The sequence below is a fragment of the Mycobacterium sp. genome (assembly GCF_036488105.1).
GTDB lineage: Bacteria > Actinomycetota > Actinomycetes > Mycobacteriales > Mycobacteriaceae > Mycobacterium.
Map to the genome: position 1 here is coordinate 21,889 of NZ_DASXHW010000020.1, position 16,161 is coordinate 38,049.

General features: G+C 64.0%; 9 protein-coding genes. 5 read left to right on the plus strand and 4 right to left on the minus strand.

The window, feature by feature from the left end:
- Positions 1 to 270: 270 nt before the first annotated feature.
- The 5 genes from pks2 to VGH54_RS01185 all read left to right on the plus strand — a co-directional run bounded on the left by pks2 (position 271) and on the right by VGH54_RS01185 (position 10,903).
- Complete coding sequence (pks2, locus tag VGH54_RS01165; protein ID WP_331510107.1) at positions 271 to 6,555, plus strand: sulfolipid-1 biosynthesis phthioceranic/hydroxyphthioceranic acid synthase; 6,285 nt, start codon at positions 271 to 273, stop codon at positions 6,553 to 6,555.
- 74 nt (positions 6,556 to 6,629) lie between these two features.
- Positions 6,630 to 8,033, plus strand: a complete 1,404-nt coding sequence (locus tag VGH54_RS01170) for a condensation domain-containing protein (RefSeq protein ID WP_331510115.1) — start codon at positions 6,630 to 6,632, stop codon at positions 8,031 to 8,033.
- Positions 8,034 to 8,109: 76 nt separating this feature from the next.
- Positions 8,110 to 9,354 carry a glycosyltransferase gene (locus VGH54_RS01175; protein WP_331510108.1) on the plus strand — a complete coding sequence of 415 codons (1,245 nt, stop codon included), beginning with the start codon at positions 8,110 to 8,112 and terminating at the stop codon, positions 9,352 to 9,354.
- Positions 9,351 to 10,082: a GAP family protein gene (locus VGH54_RS01180; RefSeq protein WP_331510110.1), complete on the plus strand. Its 732-nt coding sequence runs from the start codon at positions 9,351 to 9,353 to the stop codon at positions 10,080 to 10,082. The genes VGH54_RS01175 and VGH54_RS01180 overlap by 4 nt, the downstream gene beginning before the upstream one ends.
- Before the next feature lie 194 nt (positions 10,083 to 10,276).
- Positions 10,277 to 10,903, plus strand: a complete 627-nt coding sequence (locus tag VGH54_RS01185) for a class I SAM-dependent methyltransferase (RefSeq protein ID WP_331510111.1) — start codon at positions 10,277 to 10,279, stop codon at positions 10,901 to 10,903.
- Positions 10,904 to 10,992: 89 nt separating this feature from the next.
- Here the strand turns inward: VGH54_RS01185 and VGH54_RS01190 are convergent, their stop codons facing one another.
- The 4 genes from VGH54_RS01190 to VGH54_RS01205 all read right to left on the minus strand — a co-directional run.
- A complete protein-coding gene (locus tag VGH54_RS01190; protein ID WP_414688614.1) occupies positions 10,993 to 12,780 on the minus strand; it encodes an AMP-binding protein in 1,788 nt (595 codons plus the stop codon).
- Between the two features lie 142 nt (positions 12,781 to 12,922).
- A complete protein-coding gene (locus VGH54_RS01195) occupies positions 12,923 to 14,188 on the minus strand; it encodes a serine hydrolase domain-containing protein (RefSeq protein ID WP_331510112.1) in 1,266 nt (421 codons plus the stop codon).
- Between the two features lie 40 nt (positions 14,189 to 14,228).
- Positions 14,229 to 15,227 (minus strand): methylmalonyl Co-A mutase-associated GTPase MeaB, encoded by a 999-nt coding sequence (gene meaB, locus VGH54_RS01200; protein ID WP_331510113.1) that lies wholly within the window; start codon positions 15,225 to 15,227, stop codon positions 14,229 to 14,231.
- A gap of 4 nt (positions 15,228 to 15,231) precedes the next feature.
- On the minus strand, positions 15,232 to 16,161 hold a 930-nt coding region (locus VGH54_RS01205; RefSeq protein WP_331510114.1), incomplete at its 5' end, for a methylmalonyl-CoA mutase family protein.

The window sequence follows — 16,161 nt, forward strand, 5'->3', positions numbered from 1 at the left end:
ACTCGCATATCCTTCAATTATCTACACGTGTTTAATAATAGTGGAACAAGCATAAAAGTCCTCTGACGTGCACAAAAGCCTTGATTTCATACTTGTGAAACTTCCGTGTTGACAGTAATTAACTGCTGAGCTCGCCGGGGTTCTACATCTCGACGCACGCGCGAAGCACACCCGCTCTGCTGCCGCTTCCTGGGCGCGGTCTGTCATTTCGCCTCAAAGATGGCCATTTCTATCTCTCCGCACTCAGATTCGGCCTATTCTTTGCACCCTATGACCAGAACGCCCGCTACTCCGATTGCCGTCATCGGGATGGCTTGCCGACTTCCCGGAGGCATCGAATCGCCGGACCAGTTATGGCGCGCGTTGCTGCGCGGCGATGACCTGGTCACCGAGATTCCACCCGACCGATGGGACGCCGACGAGTACTACGACCCCGAGCCGGGCGTGCTCGGTCGGTCGGTGTGCAAGTGGGGCGCGTTTCTGGACAACGTCGCCGACTTCGATCCCGAGTTCTTCGGAATCAGCGAGAAAGAAGCGACTGCGATGGATCCGCAGCACCGCTTGCTGCTGGAAACTTCGTGGGAGGCCATGGAGCACGGCGGTTTCACCCGGGAGAAACTAGCCGACTTGCGAACCGGCGTCTTCGTGGGATTAATGCATGCCGACTACCAGTTCGTACATGCCGATGCCCAGGCCCTGGAGGGACCGTACGGATATCTGGGTAACAGCTTCGCCATGGGGTCGGGGCGGATCGCCTACGCCATGGGACTGCACGGTCCGGCGATGACGGTGGACACCGCATGCTCGTCTGGCCTCGCGGCTATCCACCTGGCCTGCCGCAGCCTGCACGACGGTGAAAGCGACATCGCGCTGGCGGGCGGCGCTTCGGTGATGCTTGAACCCCGCAAGGCCGCTTCTGGCTCGGCCATCGGCATGTTGTCTCCGACCGGACGCTGCCATGCGTTTGACGTGGCCGCCGACGGATTCGTGCCCGGCGAGGGTTGCGTCGTGATGCTGCTTAAACGGCTGCCCGACGCGCTCGCCGATGGCGACCGGATCCTCGCTGTAGTACGCGGCACGGCCGCCAACCAGAACGGCGACACAGTGAATATCGTGGCACCGTCGGGGCCTGCACAGGTCGCGGCCTACCGTGCGGCGTTGGCCGCGGCGGAGGTGGATCCCCGCAGCGTAGGCATGGTCGAGGCACACGGCGCCGGCACCCCGGCGGGTGACCCTATCGAATACGCGAGCCTTGCCAAGGTGTACGGCGTCGACGGCCCGTGCGCGCTCGCATCGGTGAAGACCAACTTCGGACACACCCAGTCGGCCGCCGGAGCGCTTGGGCTGATGAAGGCCGTCCTCGCCGTCCGGCATGGTGTCATTCCGCGCAATCTCCATTTCACCCGGATGCCGGATGAGTTCGCTCAGATCGAGACCAACCTCTTTGTCCCGCAAACGAATACGCCATGGCCAGCAGAGAACGGTCGCCAAGGGCCTCGAAGGGCGGCGGTGTCGTCTTACGGGTTCTCGGGAACCAACGTGCACGCCGTCCTGGAACAGGCCCCCGAAGCCACTGCGCCCGAGGATATCTCAGCCGAATCGCCGACAACGGCAGCACTGCTTTTCCCGCTATCGTCCACGTCGGCCCACGAACTGCGCCGCACTGCTGGCCGGCTGGCCGACTGGGTGGACGCACAGGGGGACGTCGCGTTGGCGGACCTCGGCTACACGCTGGCGCGGCGGCGCGCCCACCGACCGGTCCGAACCGCCGTTATCGCCAGCACCTTGCCCGAACTGACCGAGGCGTTGCGCGAGGTCGCCAATATTGACACGCCGCATCAGGTCACGGTCGGGCGCGATGATCGGGGTCCGGTGTGGGTGTTCTCCGGGCAGGGTTCGCAGTGGGCGGCGATGGGAGCTGACCCGCTCGCGAACGAGCCCGCGTTCGCCGCGACCGTCGCCGCGGCGGAGCCGCTCATCGCCCACGAATCCGGATTCTCGGTGACCGAGGCGATGTCGGCACCCCGGATCGTGACCGGTATTGACCGGATCCAGCCGACGCTGTTCACCATGCAGGTCGCCCTGGCCGCCACCATGAAGGCACACGGGGTACGCCCGGGCGCAGTTATTGGCCACTCCCTCGGGGAGGCTGCGGCAGCTGTCGTTGCCGGCGCCTTGTCGCTGGAAGACGGGGTGCGGGTGATCTGCCGCCGTTCGCGGCTGATGACCCACATCGCCGGCACCGGGGCCATGGCATCGGTGGAACTACCGGCCGATCAAGTGCTTTCGGAACTGGTGGCTCGCTGCGTTGACGACGTTGTGGTGGCAGTGGTGGCCTCGCCGCAGTCCACAGTGATCGGCGGCGCCACCGAGACGGTCCGCGATCTGGTAGCAGCGTGGGAGCGGCGTGATGTGATGGCCCGCGAGATCGCCGTCGACGTCGCATCGCACTCCCCTCAGGTAGAGCCGATTCTCGCCGAGCTGGCAGATGTCTTGGCAGGGCTGAACCCGATGACGCCAGACGTTCCCTATTACTCCGCGACGCAGTTCGACCCGCGAGAATCGCCGGTGTGCGATGGCGTCTACTGGGCCGACAATCTGCGCCACACAGTGCGGTTCGCAGCGGCTGTGCAGGCCGCATTGGAAGACGGGCATCGAGTTTTCGCAGAACTGGCACCACACCCCCTGCTTACCCACGCTCTCCAGCAGACCGCCCGCAGCCTGGATATGCCACTGGCCGCACTGGCCGGCATGCGCCGCAACCAAGCGCTATCGCACGGGCTGCGCGACTTTCTGGCGGAGCTGCACAACGCGGGTGCGGCGGTGGACTTTTCAGTGCTGTACCCGGCGGGGCAGCTGGTGGACGCACCGCTGCCGACCTGGACGCACCGTCGGTATTTTTTAAACCGGGACGGTCAGGAATCCCAAACACGCAGCGGTTCAACCGTTTCAGTTCATCCGTTGTTGGGGCAGCATGTGCGCCTGCAGGAGCAATCGGAACGGCACGTGTGGCAGGCCGAGGTCGGCACTGCGGCGCAACCGTGGCTGGGCGATCACCAGATTCGCAATGCCGCTGTCCTTCCGAGAGCGGCCTACTGTGAGATGGCACTGGGTGCGGCCCGCGCGGTTCTTGGCGAGGAGTCCGAGGTCCGTGACATCCGCTTCGAGCACGAGCTTCTGCTGGATGCGCAGACCACCGTCGGCGCCGCCGCGTCGATGGCCTCGCCGGGCGTCGTCAACTTCGCGGTGGAGACCGACCATGATGGGGAGCACGTGCGGCGGGCCGCCGCAGTCCTTTGCGCCGTCGGGGACGATGACCGACCGCCCACGCACGACGTGGCCGCCCTGCTGGCGGCGCACCCGCGCACCGTGCATGGAGCCGAGCTTCGAAAATGGTGGGATCAGCGCGGTATCCAGTTGGGTCCTGCCTTCACCGGACTAGCCGCCGCCCACATCGCCGACGGAACCGGTGCCACAGTGCTGGCCGAGGTCAGGCTGCCGCCTGGCTCGATCCGCTTTCGGCGCAGCTACGCAGTGCACCCTGCGCTGCTAAATGCCTGCTTTCACTCGGTGGCGGCCCACCCCAGTGTCGTCGAGGTTTGCAATGGCGGTCTGCTGCTGCCGCTGAGCGTCCGTCGGCTGCGGGTCTACGGTTCCACCAGCAACGCGCGCTACTGCTACTCGCAACTGACCAGAGTCGCCGACGCGGAGGTTGAGGCTGACCTCGACGTCTTGGACGAACACGGGGCGGTGCTGTTGACCGTACGCGGGCTGCAGATGGGCCTGGGGATCTCGCAAAGCACCGAGCACGATCGCGTGCTGAACGAGCGGCTGCTCACCATAGAGTGGCAGCAGCAGGCGCTGCCTGAGGTGGCGCACACCGATGCAGGAGCGTGGCTTCTCGTCAGCACTTCCACAACCGCGGATGCACTGGCAACCCAGTTGACCGATGCGTTGAAACTCAATGGTGCGCAATGCACTTCCGTGTGCTGGCCGCAGCACGCCGACCACTCGTCGAATGGCGAAGCGTTGCGCGGCCAGCTCCGAGCCGCTCGATTCGACGGACTAGTGGTCCTGACCGAACCGAAGAACGGCGACCCCGACGAGCACATTGCGTTCCAGGGCGGCGAATACGTGCGGCATCTGGTGCGCATCGCCCGCGAATTGCCGGAGGTCCCCGGCGGCGCGCCTCGCTTGTACCTCGCAACCAGGAATGCCCAACCCGTGCTACCCGACGACGTGGCCAACCTGGCGCAGGCTGGGCTGCGCGGTTTGATGCGGGCGATCGGCACCGAACATCCGCATTTGCTTGCCACCCAAATCGACATGGATGAAGCCATCGACGCCGAACAGCTTGCGCGGCAACTGCTCAGTGGATCCGAAGAGGACGAGACCGCTTGGCGTAACGGGCAGTGGTACACCGCCCGCCTTTGTCGCGCTCCGCTTCGCCCCGAGGAGCGCCGAACCACGGTGGTCAACCACGGGCGCGACGGTGCACGCCTGCGAATTCGAACGACCGGGCACCTGGACACAATGGAACTGGTCGCATTTCAACGCGTTCAGCCGGGGGCGGGGCAGATCGAGGTCGCGGTAAGCGCATCCAGCGTCAACTTCTCCGATGTGCTTGTCGCGACGAGCCGCTCCCCCAGCATTGACGGACAGCAACCAGAGCTGGGTATGGATTTCGCCGGCGTCGTCACGGCGGTCGGGCCGGACGTGAGCAACCACCACGTCGGCGATCGTGTCGGCGGCTTTTCCGGAAACGGCTGTTGGGCCACGTTTGTCACGTGCGACGCCCGGCTGGCCGTCACGCTGCCCGCTGGCCTGACCGACCATCAGGCGGTCGCAGTGGGTACCGTGCATGCCACCGCCTGGTATGCCCTACACGATCAGGCCAGGATTGCCTCGTGCGACCGGGTCTTGATCCACTCGGCGACCGGCGACATAGGCCAGGCAGCCGTAGCGATCGCCCGCGCGGCAGGAGCCGAAATCTTCGCCACCGCTGCCAGCCACCAGTGTCGACAGCTGTTGCGCAACATGGGGGTCCAGCATGTTTACGATTCGCGGAGCGCGGACTTCGGCGAACAGATCCGCTGCGATACCGACGGCTACGGCGTGGATATCGTGCTCAACTCCTTAACCGGCACAGCACTCCGCGCCGGAATCGATTTGCTGGCCATCGGCGGACAGTTCGTCGAGATCGGCAAACGCGACGTCTATGGCAACACCCGGCTGGAGCTCTTCCCGTTCCACCGCAACCTCACGTTCCACTATGTCGACCTGGTGATGCTGTCGATCGGCCGCCCCCAACGCGTCGGGGAGCTGCTGCGCACAGTGTTCCGGCTAGTAGCTGATGGAGAATTGCCTCCCGCGAAGCACACCGACTACCCACTAGTCGAAGCGGCGACCGCGATCAGGATCATGAGCGCGGCCGAGCACACCGGCAGGCTTGTGCTCGACGTCCCGCAGGCCGGGTCTCGCACTGCGGTACTGCCACCGGAGCAGGCTCCGATTTTCCGTCGTGACGGCGCCTATGTGATCACCGGGGGCTTGGGCGCGCTTGGGCTCTTCCTCACCGAGAAGATGGCCACGGCGGGCTGCGGGCGCATTGTGTTGACCTCCCGCTCTCAACCGAATTTAAAGGCACTGGAGACAATCGAGCTTATCCGCGCAATCGGCGCCGACGTCGTGGTGGCGTGCGGCGACATCACCGACCGCGAGACAGCCGAAGGCTTGGTGGCCATGGCGACGGCCAACGGACTCCCGTTGCGCGGGGTATTGCACGCCGCAGGGGTGGTCGATGACGCCACGCTGCCCAACATCACCGATGAGCTCATCGATCGCAACTGGGCGCCAAAGGTGTACGGCGCTTGGCATCTGCACCGCGCAACCGCCAACCAGCCGCTCGACTGGTTCTGCTCATTCTCCTCGGCAGCCGCGCTGGTGGGCTCGCCTGGTCAGGGCGCATACGCGGCGGCCAACAGCTGGCTAGACGCATTCACTCGGTGGCGCCGGGCTCAGGGCCTTCCGGCCAGCGCGATCGCATGGGCAGCATGGGGTGAGATCGGGCGCGCCGCGTCGCTGGCAGAAGGCAATGGCGCCGCGCTGATCACACCCAACGACGGTGCCTACGCTTTCGAGGCGCTGTTACGGCACGACCGCACCTACACCGGCTACATGCCGTTCATCGGAATGCCGTGGTTAGTGGCGCTTGGGCAACGCAGCCCGTTCGCTGAACTCTTCAAACCCACGGGGCAAAGCCGCACGGACACAGATAAATTCCGCGCCGAACTCACGGCGTTGGCACGGGAAGAGTGGCCGACCCGGCTGCGTCATCTGGTGGGTGAGCAAGTCAGCCTCATTCTGCGGCGTTCCATCGACCCGGATCGTCCGGTGTCCGAGTGCGGACTTGACTCGCTTGGCTACCTCGAACTGCGCACGCGCATCGAGATGGAAACAGGCATCCGCGTAGGCTCCACAGATATCACCTCCATTCGAGGTCTGGCCGACCACCTGTGCGGAGCGTTGGCGGGCCTCGAAGGCGCTCCGGCGTAACAGGTCTCCGGTGAACCGCAACTGCTGAGGGACTCGGAGGAAGAGTGATAGAAGTCGCGAACGTGGAAGTGGGAATGATCCACGATTGGGCGCCCGAACCGGGCTCATTCGTGTCATGGCAGTCATCGCCTGCGACCCTCGCGAAAGTCCGGCAGGCGCCGATAACCGCTGTCCCGGCGAGCTATACGCAAGCCCAGCACCTTCGTGACTATCGCGCATACGCCGACCGGGGTCTGGATATGTCACGGTTGGTCATTGCAACCTGGTCCATACCCGGCCGATGCGACATCCGTGCCATGACGTATGTCATCAACGCTCACCTTCGTCGCCACGACACCTACCGCAGTTGGTTCGACGACACCGATCGCGAACACATCGTCCATCGGACCATCGCCGAAGCCAGCGACATCAACCTCGTCCCGACCAAGTACGGCGAGATAACGGCCGCAGAATTGCGAAGCCATCTACTGGCTACCCCGAGCCCGCTCCAATGGGATTGCTTTCGCTTCGCAATCATTCAGCGCGCCGACCACTTCACATTCTGCCTATGCATTGACCATCTCCACACCGATGCAATGCTTTTCAGCTTGGCATACGCGGAGATCCATGTCATGTATGCCACCGTGACGAGAGGTGGCGCTCCCATCTCGCTGCCGGAGGCCGGCAGCTATCACACTTACTGCGTCCGGCAGCGCCGGCACACGTCCGCGCTGACCTTAGAGTCGGCGGAGGTAAGGGAATGGATTGAATTCTTCGAGAACAACGACGGAACCCTTCCCGACTGGCCCCTGCCACTCGGTGACCCATTCGTGCCGTGCGACGTCATCGGCGCACAGCTGTTGGACAAGCGACAGACTCTCGAATTCGAATCCGTTTGCCTATCCGTCGGGGCCCGGTTCTGCGGCGGCGTGTTCGCGTGCACGGCGCTTGCCGAATACGAATTGACGGGCGCTGAAACGTATTACGGAGTTGTTCCCATTGATATACGGCGCACTCCGGCAGATTTCGTGACAACAGGCTGGTTCATAGGCTACGTGCCGATGACCGTTCCGGTCGCCTCGTCTTTCGGTGCGACGGCCAGAGCCGCGCAGGCATCCTTTGATTCGGGTAGACGTCTGGCGGACGTGCCGCTCGATCGGGTACTGGAATTGGCGCCGTGGCTGAGGAAAGCTGAATGGGGCGCTCCCTTGATGTTCTACCTCGAGGCTGGTATCCCTCCCCTTTCTGCTGTCGCGAACTCTCAATTGGACGGGTTGAATGCCGGGCACTACGGCGACGGCAGAATTCTCCTGGGTCGAATCAATATCCGGGTGATTCGGCTTGAAAACGAGACCCAATTGGTGGTGGTGTTCCCGAAAAACCCGATCGCCAGCGAATCGGTTAGCCGTTATGTAAGGGCCATGAAATCGGCGTTTACCGACGTTGCGGGGGGCCGTACTGCTGTTGCACCTCCGCAGAGCGTCGCTGGCGTCCGATGAAGTGGGTGCACGCAGGCAGCGAGATCGCCGCCCGGGAATCGCTGGTCGCCGATCTACTAGAAACGAGGCTCCAGCCATGAAATTTGCGTTGGCAGCCCATGGACTTCGCGGCGATGTCGAGCCCTGCGCCGCCGTTGGCCTGGAGCTTCTCCGCCGCGGCCACGAAGTGGTCATGGCGGTCCCGCCCGACCTGGTTGGCTTCGTCGAATCGGCCGGGCTCGCAGCGGTCGCGTCCGGGCCGCAGTGGCAACTGGGGCCGAACGATTTCGCGCGCAACTTCTGGAAGATCCACCATCCGATCAAGTTGCTGCACGCAACCCGCGAAGCTATAGAGTTCAACACCCGAGGCTGGGCGGAGATGAGCAGGACCCTGACGTCGCTGGCGGACGGCGCCGACCTGCTAGTGACAGGCGCGCCTTTCCGGGAGGTCGCCGCCAATGTCGCGGAGTATTACGACATTCCGCTGGCCGCACTGCACTACTTCCCGATGTGCGTCAACGGCCAGCTCATTCCGGGACTGCCCTCACCGCTGATGCGCTCAGCAATGACGATGGCCTGGTGGATATATTGGCGCATGACGAAGCAGGCCGAGGACACGCAGCGCGCTGAATTAGGCCTGCCCAAGACAACAGGCCCGTCACCGCCACGGATCGCCGAACGCGGATCGCTCGAGATCCAGGCCTACGACGAGTTCTGCTTCCCCGGACTGGCAGCGGAGTGGGCGGATTGGGCTGGCCGAAGACCCTTTTCCGGCGTGCTGACAATGGAGTTGCCGACGGATAACGACGACGACGTCTTGTCGTGGATTGCCGCTGGAAAACCACCGATCTATTTCGGCTTTGGCAGCATGCCGCTCGAATCTCCCGCCAGCACAGTAGAACTGATCAGCACCGTCTGCGCGCAGCTAGACGAACGAGCCCTGATCTGCTCGGGCAGAAGTGACTTTCGCCGCATCCCCCATGTCGACCACGTAAAAATCGTGAGCGAGGTCAACCACGCGGCCATCTTTCCCACCTGCCGCGCCGTCGTTCACAAAGGCGGCGCGGGCACCACCGCCGCCGGCATACGCGCCGGAATCCCCACCCTGATCCTGTGGATGGGGGCCGATCAACCAATCTGGGCAGCGCAAATCAAACGGCTGAAAGTCGGCTCCGCTCGGCGATTGTCGAGCACCACCCGGGAGTCCCTGGTCGCCGACCTCCGCTCCGTCCTCGCCCCGCAATACCTCACCCGAGCCCGCGAGGTCGCCACCCACATGACCAAACCCGCCGCCAGCGTTACCACCGCCGCCGATCGATTAGAAGACAGGCTCCGCGGATGATATGGGCTACGGTGCTGGCGCTTGCGCTTGTGGTGGCGCCAGACCCAACGCGCCTCGCCATCGTCGCACTCTTGATTTCGCGGCCACGGCCCCTGGCCAACTTGCTCGTGTTCTGGCTCGGCGGTATGGCATCGGGCACCGCCATCGCCCTCGGTTCGGTAATGCTGCTGCGCGACTTCGCACTTATGGTTACCCAATACGTGGCGTCTACGTTTGCAGCCCTTAAGAGCGGGTATGTCGGAATCGTCATTGGTGCGTGCGCGCTACTGATCGCCGCGCTACTGACCGCGCGATTGCGTCACCGAGCGGCGGTGGCGATACCCAGTGGTGATTCGCCGGTTCTGGTATCGGAGCCGAGCCCAGCGAACGCATTTCGCGGGCTGTCGACGCGCGCCCGCGGTGCGCTGGTAGGCGGGAGTCTGTGGGTGCCGTTTGTGGCCGGCTTCGGATCAGCGCCGCCCCACGTCGAGTATCAGGTCGCAATCGCCGCCATCCTGACCTCGGGCGCCCCTATCGTTACGCAGATCAGCGCAGCAATGATGTTCACCGTTGTGGTGCTTGCAGCCGTCGAGATCCCGCTCGTCAGCTACCTGGTGACACCGGAGAGGACCCACGCGGTCATGCTGCACGCACACGACTGGATGCGAGCTCACCGTCGGCAGCTCCTCCCCGCCATCGCCGCGGTGACGGGAGTCTTCCTACTGACCAGCGGGATAGGAAGCGTCTGAGGTGGTCAGCTTGCGCGCTACGAGGGCATCGATCCGTGGCCGAGGCACAGCAGTGCCAGTCCGGATACGTCCCGTACGTAGATCCACTAACCCCAAACGGATCCAACGGTGAAGCTAGGGACGGGACGGATGACCGAGACTTTAATCGATGATTTTCTTGCTGCTCGGTCACGGCTGGAAAGAGGTTAACGTCAGTGCAGGGCGCGAGAGGGATTCAGTGGGAGATCCTGCGGTATCTGCGGCTGCGAGGGCGATTCCCCATGGAGGGAGCGAGTTCCGCACGACAACTGCGCTTCCTGATGTCCATCGTGCAGCGCACAAACGCGCGCCGGATTGCAGAAATCGGATTCAATACCGGCGCCTCAAGCTACGCCTTCCTCAACGCCCACCCCCACACCCATGTCGTTGCGTTTGACCTGAACGAGCATGCATCGGTGCGGACGGCTAAGAAGTTGATCGACAGCAAATTCCCCGGCCGGCATACGCTGATCTACGGAGACTCCCGCGAGAGCGTGCCCGAATACGCCCGTCGCAATCCCGATTCGCCGTTCGACCTGGTCTTCATCGACGGCGGGCATCAGTACGAGGTCGCCCAGGCTGACCTGGCCAACGTCTGCGCACTATGCACCGGCGAAACGGTGGTAATCATGGATGATCTGTGCCCCTGGCGTTCCTACGGCGCTGGGCCGGCGAGGGCGTGGGGCGACGCGGTCCGCAGCGGTGTAGTGCGCCAGGACGCCCTGTTCAAGGACGGCAAGCCCACCAGGGTGATTGAGCGACCGGGGAAACGGGCATGGGCTGTCGGCGGCTATATCTTTTGACTAAGTGGTTGGCGCAGGGCTCGACATCAACGCGACTTGCACAACTTGCCAAGACAAGCTTCCCCGCGGAAGCCTTATTCGCGACGTGCTTAAGCATCCAAGCGGGTGAATTGATTTTGCCGGTACTGCTCGGCGCACGCCGCCCGCCTGACCTTGCCACTGCTGGTGATAGGAATCGAACCAGGTGCTACCAGAACAAGATCCGCGACAGCTAGGCCGTGCGAGTTTGAAATCGCTGAGCTAACTTCGCCTTTGACGCTGACGAGCTTATCCATCGCGTCCTCGTCGGAGTCGTCACGCATCTTGAACTCGATGATCGCGACCAGCTTCTCCGTGCCCTCATCCGGGACTGATATCGCCGCGCAACGTCCCCGCGTGATCTCGTGGACCGTCGCCTCAATGTCGTCGGGAGAGTGGTTGCGCCCATAGACGATTAAGAGATCCTTGGTGCGGCCAATGATGAACAACTCGCCGTCGAAGAAGAAGCCCGAGTCCCCTGTTCGTAGCCAAGGCTCTTGTGGAGTGCCTACGGACGAAGTGAGAAGCCTTGCGCCGAAGGTGCTTTTCGTCTCTTGAGGTCTCCGCCAATAGCCCATCGCGACGTTCTCGCCGTGCACCCAGATCTCACCGACGGTTCCCGGGGGACACTCGATACAGGTACCGGGATCGACGATGCGGATTGTCTGCGACTGCGGCGCGCCGTAACTGATGAGCGGCCTACCGCCTCCGCCTCCGCTTTCGCACCGCTTCGCGCGGCCGGCGGACAGTTTGTCCGATTCGAAGTGGACGATTTGTGGCCGTTGAGCCGGTGTGCGGGTCGCCACGTAGACCGTTGCTTCTGCAAGCCCATACGAGGGCCGTATCACCGTGTCGCCGAGTTTGAACTTGGCGAACCGCTCAGTAAAGCGGCGCAGCGTCTTGGGCTGCACTCGTTCGGCACCGTTTTGGATGATTAGCACGTCCCCGAGATCCAGCCCGGCCATGTCCTCGTCGGTGGTTTTCCGTGCCGCCAAGTCGAAAGCGAAGTTCGGCGCCGCGGAGAACACATGACCATTGCTGGCAAGCAATTGCATCCAGCGGGCTGGACGCTGCAAAAACGCCACTGGACTGGTGAACACACCCGGGACTCCGGCCAGAATCGGTGCGCAAATTCCTAAGATCAAACCCAGATCATGATAGAACGGCAGCCACGACACAGTAGCGGTGCCCGGCGGAGCAACCTTTCCATACTCCAGAAAGTAGTCGGACGTGATCTGTTTGAAGTTGGCCAGAAGATTCCTGTGCGAGATCATGACCCCGGCAGGCCGACGGGTCGACCCAGACGTGTATTGCAAGTAGGCAGTAGCGGGTCGAGTAGCAAGCCTGCGCGACGCTGCTCTGGCGCAGTCCAGGTCCAGCGAATCAACCTCGATGACGGATGGACCGGATTCACCGTTCTGCGGTTGGGAGTACTTGCCGACATCGCTGACGGCTGAGGAGGTCGTTAAAATGACCGACGGCGATGTGTCGTGCAGGACCGAATCAACCCGCTCATCGTGGGCGCCGCCCATAGGAGCCGAAAGCGGAACGGCGATCAGCCCGGCCTGCAACGCTCCCAGAAATGCTGCGATGTAGTCGAGGCCCTGTGGTGCCAGTATCACTGCCCGGTCGCCGGTCGACGCGCAAAGGCTGAGCTCATGTGCAACGTTTAAGCATCGGCGATAGACCTGAGACCAGCTGAGGCTTTTGGTAACACCGGCCCAATCCTGCTCGTAGTCAACGAACGTGAAGGCTGTGCCATTCGGCCTGAAACCGGCACGCTCACGCAGCACGTCCGAAATGAAAGAACCGCTCACAGGTATCTCTTTACCTTCATCGGCCGCCGATGCGCCCGCCATATGGTGAGTTCTCACGGAATTCTAGTGCTGCGATGTCGTAACGACACAGCCCGGCTCGTAGCGGATCGCCAGGGACCGGGCGGCACGCATTTCCAGGTGACCTTGAAGGTCGGTCTCCAGCTGAACAAAGCTCAGTAACCCGTTAGCCGGCAACGGCTCCCGGCTCGGCGAAGGGCGAGCCGAAGTCGGCCACCCGCTCGAACCCGTCCTTGCGCGCCTGGGCCGCGCCCCTCCGGCACAGCGCGCCGGTCGCGACGAACCCGGCGTGGTCGACGACGACGAACGGGGTCAACAACCGATTGTGCACAAACCCCAACGCCAGGCCGCTCTCCGGATCGGCCCACCCGAGCGAGCCGCCCAGTCCAACGTGGCCGAACCCGGGTATCACCTCCAACGGTAGTCGGTGGTAGCCGAGATGGAATGCCAGCGGTATCACCAGGTTTCCGTCGGGCCGCAGGCTTCGCCGCCCGCTGAGACCGGCGGCCACCTCCGGTGAGAGGAATTGGCTGCCATCGATCCGGCCGCCGTTGGCGATCGCGCCGTACATCCGGGCCAGCCCTCGGGCTGTCGCCACGCCGTTAGCCGCCGGGATCTCCGCATCCAACAACGGAATATCTCCTTGCGCAACGGCTTTCACACCCGGGAAGTACATCGAACCGAATCCGGCGGAGAGGGGCAGCGCGGCGACCATTGGCGCCACCGCGTTGAACACAGGGTTCTGGAAAGCGCTCTGCGGCATGATGATCTGGGCTGCTCGCGTCGGCGCCTCGGCGGGCGGGCGGCCCAGGTGCAAGCCGTCGGTGCCCAGCGGCTCCGCCAGCTCCTCGCGGATCAACTGCCGCATGCCTTTACCGGTGACGGCCCGAGCCAGCCCAGACAGCAGCCAGCCGTAGGTCAGAGCGTGATAGGCCGACCTGCCGAACGAGTATCCCGGGGGCGCTCCGGCCAGGCGCCGTTCCATCAGTTCATGGTCGAGCAGGTCTTGCCTGCTGGACCCGCGCAACGCCGACAGCCCGGCCTGATGCCGCATCAGCTGGCGGACAGTGATATCCGCTTTGCCGTTGGCGCCGAACTCCGGCCAATACTGGGCAACCGGCACGTCGTACTCGATCAGCCCGCGGTCGACGAGCCGATGGATCACGGTGGAGGCCAGGCCCTTTGTCGCCGAGAACACCATGGTGCCGGTATCCGCGGTCCACGGCACCCGTCCCTGCCGATCCGCCCAGCCGGTCCACACATCGACGACGGGTACGCCGTCCAGGTAGACAGCCAGCGCCCCGCCGCCGAATCGGCGGTGCGGGAACATGCTGGCGAAGCTGCGCACTGCGCAGGCAAAGTGTGGGTCGGCTGCGCCGTGAACTCCGCGCGGCAGCACGGAGCGGCGATTGCCCACTACTTCGGGGGTCATGCGTCGAATCTACCGTCCGACTCTATGAACGAAGTGCAATTTAGCTATCCGTTATCGAAGCGAGCTCCAATATTTGCTGAGCAGCCAGCGCCGGGGTCAATTCCCCAGTAAGTACCCGCCGCTCGACATCAGCGCGGGCTTTGCGCACCGCGGGGTTGGACAGCACCCGGTCCAGTACGGTGTCACGAACCATCTGCCACGTCCAGTCGACCTGCTGGGCCCGCCGACGCGCCTCGAAGTCCCCCGCCTCGGTGAGCACATCGCGATGCCGCTCGACGGTGTCCCACAACTCTTCCAACCCAGTGCCTTCCAACGCGCTCATAGTTAGAACCGGTGGACGCCAGAGGGTTTCGCGGGGATAGATCAACCGGATCGCCCCGGCAAGTTCGCGCGCGGCTTTGCGTGCCTCCGTCAGGTGATCGCCGTCGGCCTTGTTGACCACGACGATGTCGGCGAGCTCCAGCACGCCTTTTTTGATGCCCTGCAGCTGATCACCGGTGCGCGCAAGCGTCAGAAAGACGAACGTGTCGACCATGTTGGACACCGCGACCTCGGACTGACCGACACCCACCGTCTCCACCAGGATCACGTCGAACCCGGCGGCCTCCAACAGCACGATGGTCTCCCGGGTGGCCTTGGCCACACCGCCGAGCGTGCCCGATGTCGGCGACGGCCGGATATAGGCGTCCGGATGCGCTGCCAGCTCCGGCATTCGGGTCTTGTCGCCGAGAATCGATCCGCCGGTTCTGGTCGACGAGGGATCGACGGCAAGGACAGCCACCCGATGGCCGCGGCCGATCAAGTGCATCCCGAGCGCCTCGATGGTGGTCGACTTGCCGACTCCCGGCACCCCGGTGATCCCGACATGCAGGGCATTGCCGGCAGCGGGCAAGAGCTGCAGCAGCAACTGCTGTGCGCGGTCGCGGTGATCGGCGCGGGTCGACTCGACCAGCGTGATCGCCCGCGGCAGCGCCGTCCGATCGCCGCTGCGGACCGCCGCGGCGAGTTTGTCTATGCTGTCGCCGTTTTCAGTTGCCATCTGGCTAAAGGGTGTACCCGTGTCGTTCGGCCAGCTTGTGCAACAGATCGATGGCGGCGTCGGCGATCACCGTGCCCGGCGGGAAGATCGCCGTGGCGCCCGCCGCGTACAGCTCGTCGAAGTCACCCGGCGGGATGACGCCGCCGACGACCACCATGATGTCGGAGCGACCCACCTCGGCCAGAGCATCGCGGAGTGCGGGCACCAACGTGAGGTGACCGGCTGCAAGGGAGGACACCCCGACCACGTGTACGTCGTTGTCGGCGGCCTGACGGGCGACCTCGTCCGGCGTAGAGAACAGGGCACCGACGTCGACGTCGAATCCGATGTCGGCGAAAGCCGTTGCGATCACCTTCTGTCCCCGGTCGTGGCCGTCCTGCCCCATTTTGGCCACCAGGATCCGTGGCCGCCGACCGTCGGCCTCGGCGAACTTCTCGACGAGTTCGGTGGCGGATGCCATGTTTTCGGCCTTTCCAGCTTCGTCGCGGTAGACCCCGGCGATGGTACGGATCTCCGCCTGGTGACGCCCGTACACCTTCTCCAGCGCGTCAGAGATCTCGCCGACCGTGGCCTTGGCCCGGGCCGCGTCGATGGCCAGCGCCAGCAGGTTATTTCCCAGCCCTCTCCCGCCAGCGCGCGGTGCCCCCACTTCGCCGGCACGGCCGTGGGCGGCAGCGGCACGCGACAGTTCGGCCAGGGCTGCGTCGACCGCCGATTGATCGCGGCTCGCCCGCAGCTGTTGCAGTTTGGCCAACTGCTCGGCGCGCACCCGGCTGTTCTCGATCTTGAGTACCTCGACTTCTTGGTCCTCTTCAACCTGATACTTGTTGACTCCGATCACCGGCTGAATCCCGGAGTCGATGCGGGCCTGGGTCCGTGCTGCCGCTTCCTCGATGCGCAGTTTCGGAATGCCGTCGCTGATGGCCTGAGCCAT

What these genes read in the sequence shown, in the direction of transcription:
- pks2 (WP_331510107.1), top strand. Translation starts at nt 271, where the DNA reads ATGACCAGAACGCCCGCTACTCCGATTGCCGTCATCGGGATGGCTTGC.
- VGH54_RS01170 (WP_331510115.1), top strand. Translation starts at nt 6,630, where the DNA reads ATGATCCACGATTGGGCGCCCGAACCGGGCTCATTCGTGTCATGGCAG.
- VGH54_RS01175 (WP_331510108.1), top strand. Translation starts at nt 8,110, where the DNA reads ATGAAATTTGCGTTGGCAGCCCATGGACTTCGCGGCGATGTCGAGCCC.
- VGH54_RS01180 (WP_331510110.1), top strand. Translation starts at nt 9,351, where the DNA reads ATGATATGGGCTACGGTGCTGGCGCTTGCGCTTGTGGTGGCGCCAGAC.
- VGH54_RS01190 (WP_414688614.1), bottom strand. Translation starts at nt 12,780, where the DNA reads ATGGCGGGCGCATCGGCGGCCGATGAAGGTAAAGAGATACCTGTGAGC.
- VGH54_RS01195 (WP_331510112.1), bottom strand. Translation starts at nt 14,188, where the DNA reads ATGACCCCCGAAGTAGTGGGCAATCGCCGCTCCGTGCTGCCGCGCGGA.
- meaB (WP_331510113.1), bottom strand. Translation starts at nt 15,227, where the DNA reads ATGGCAACTGAAAACGGCGACAGCATAGACAAACTCGCCGCGGCGGTC.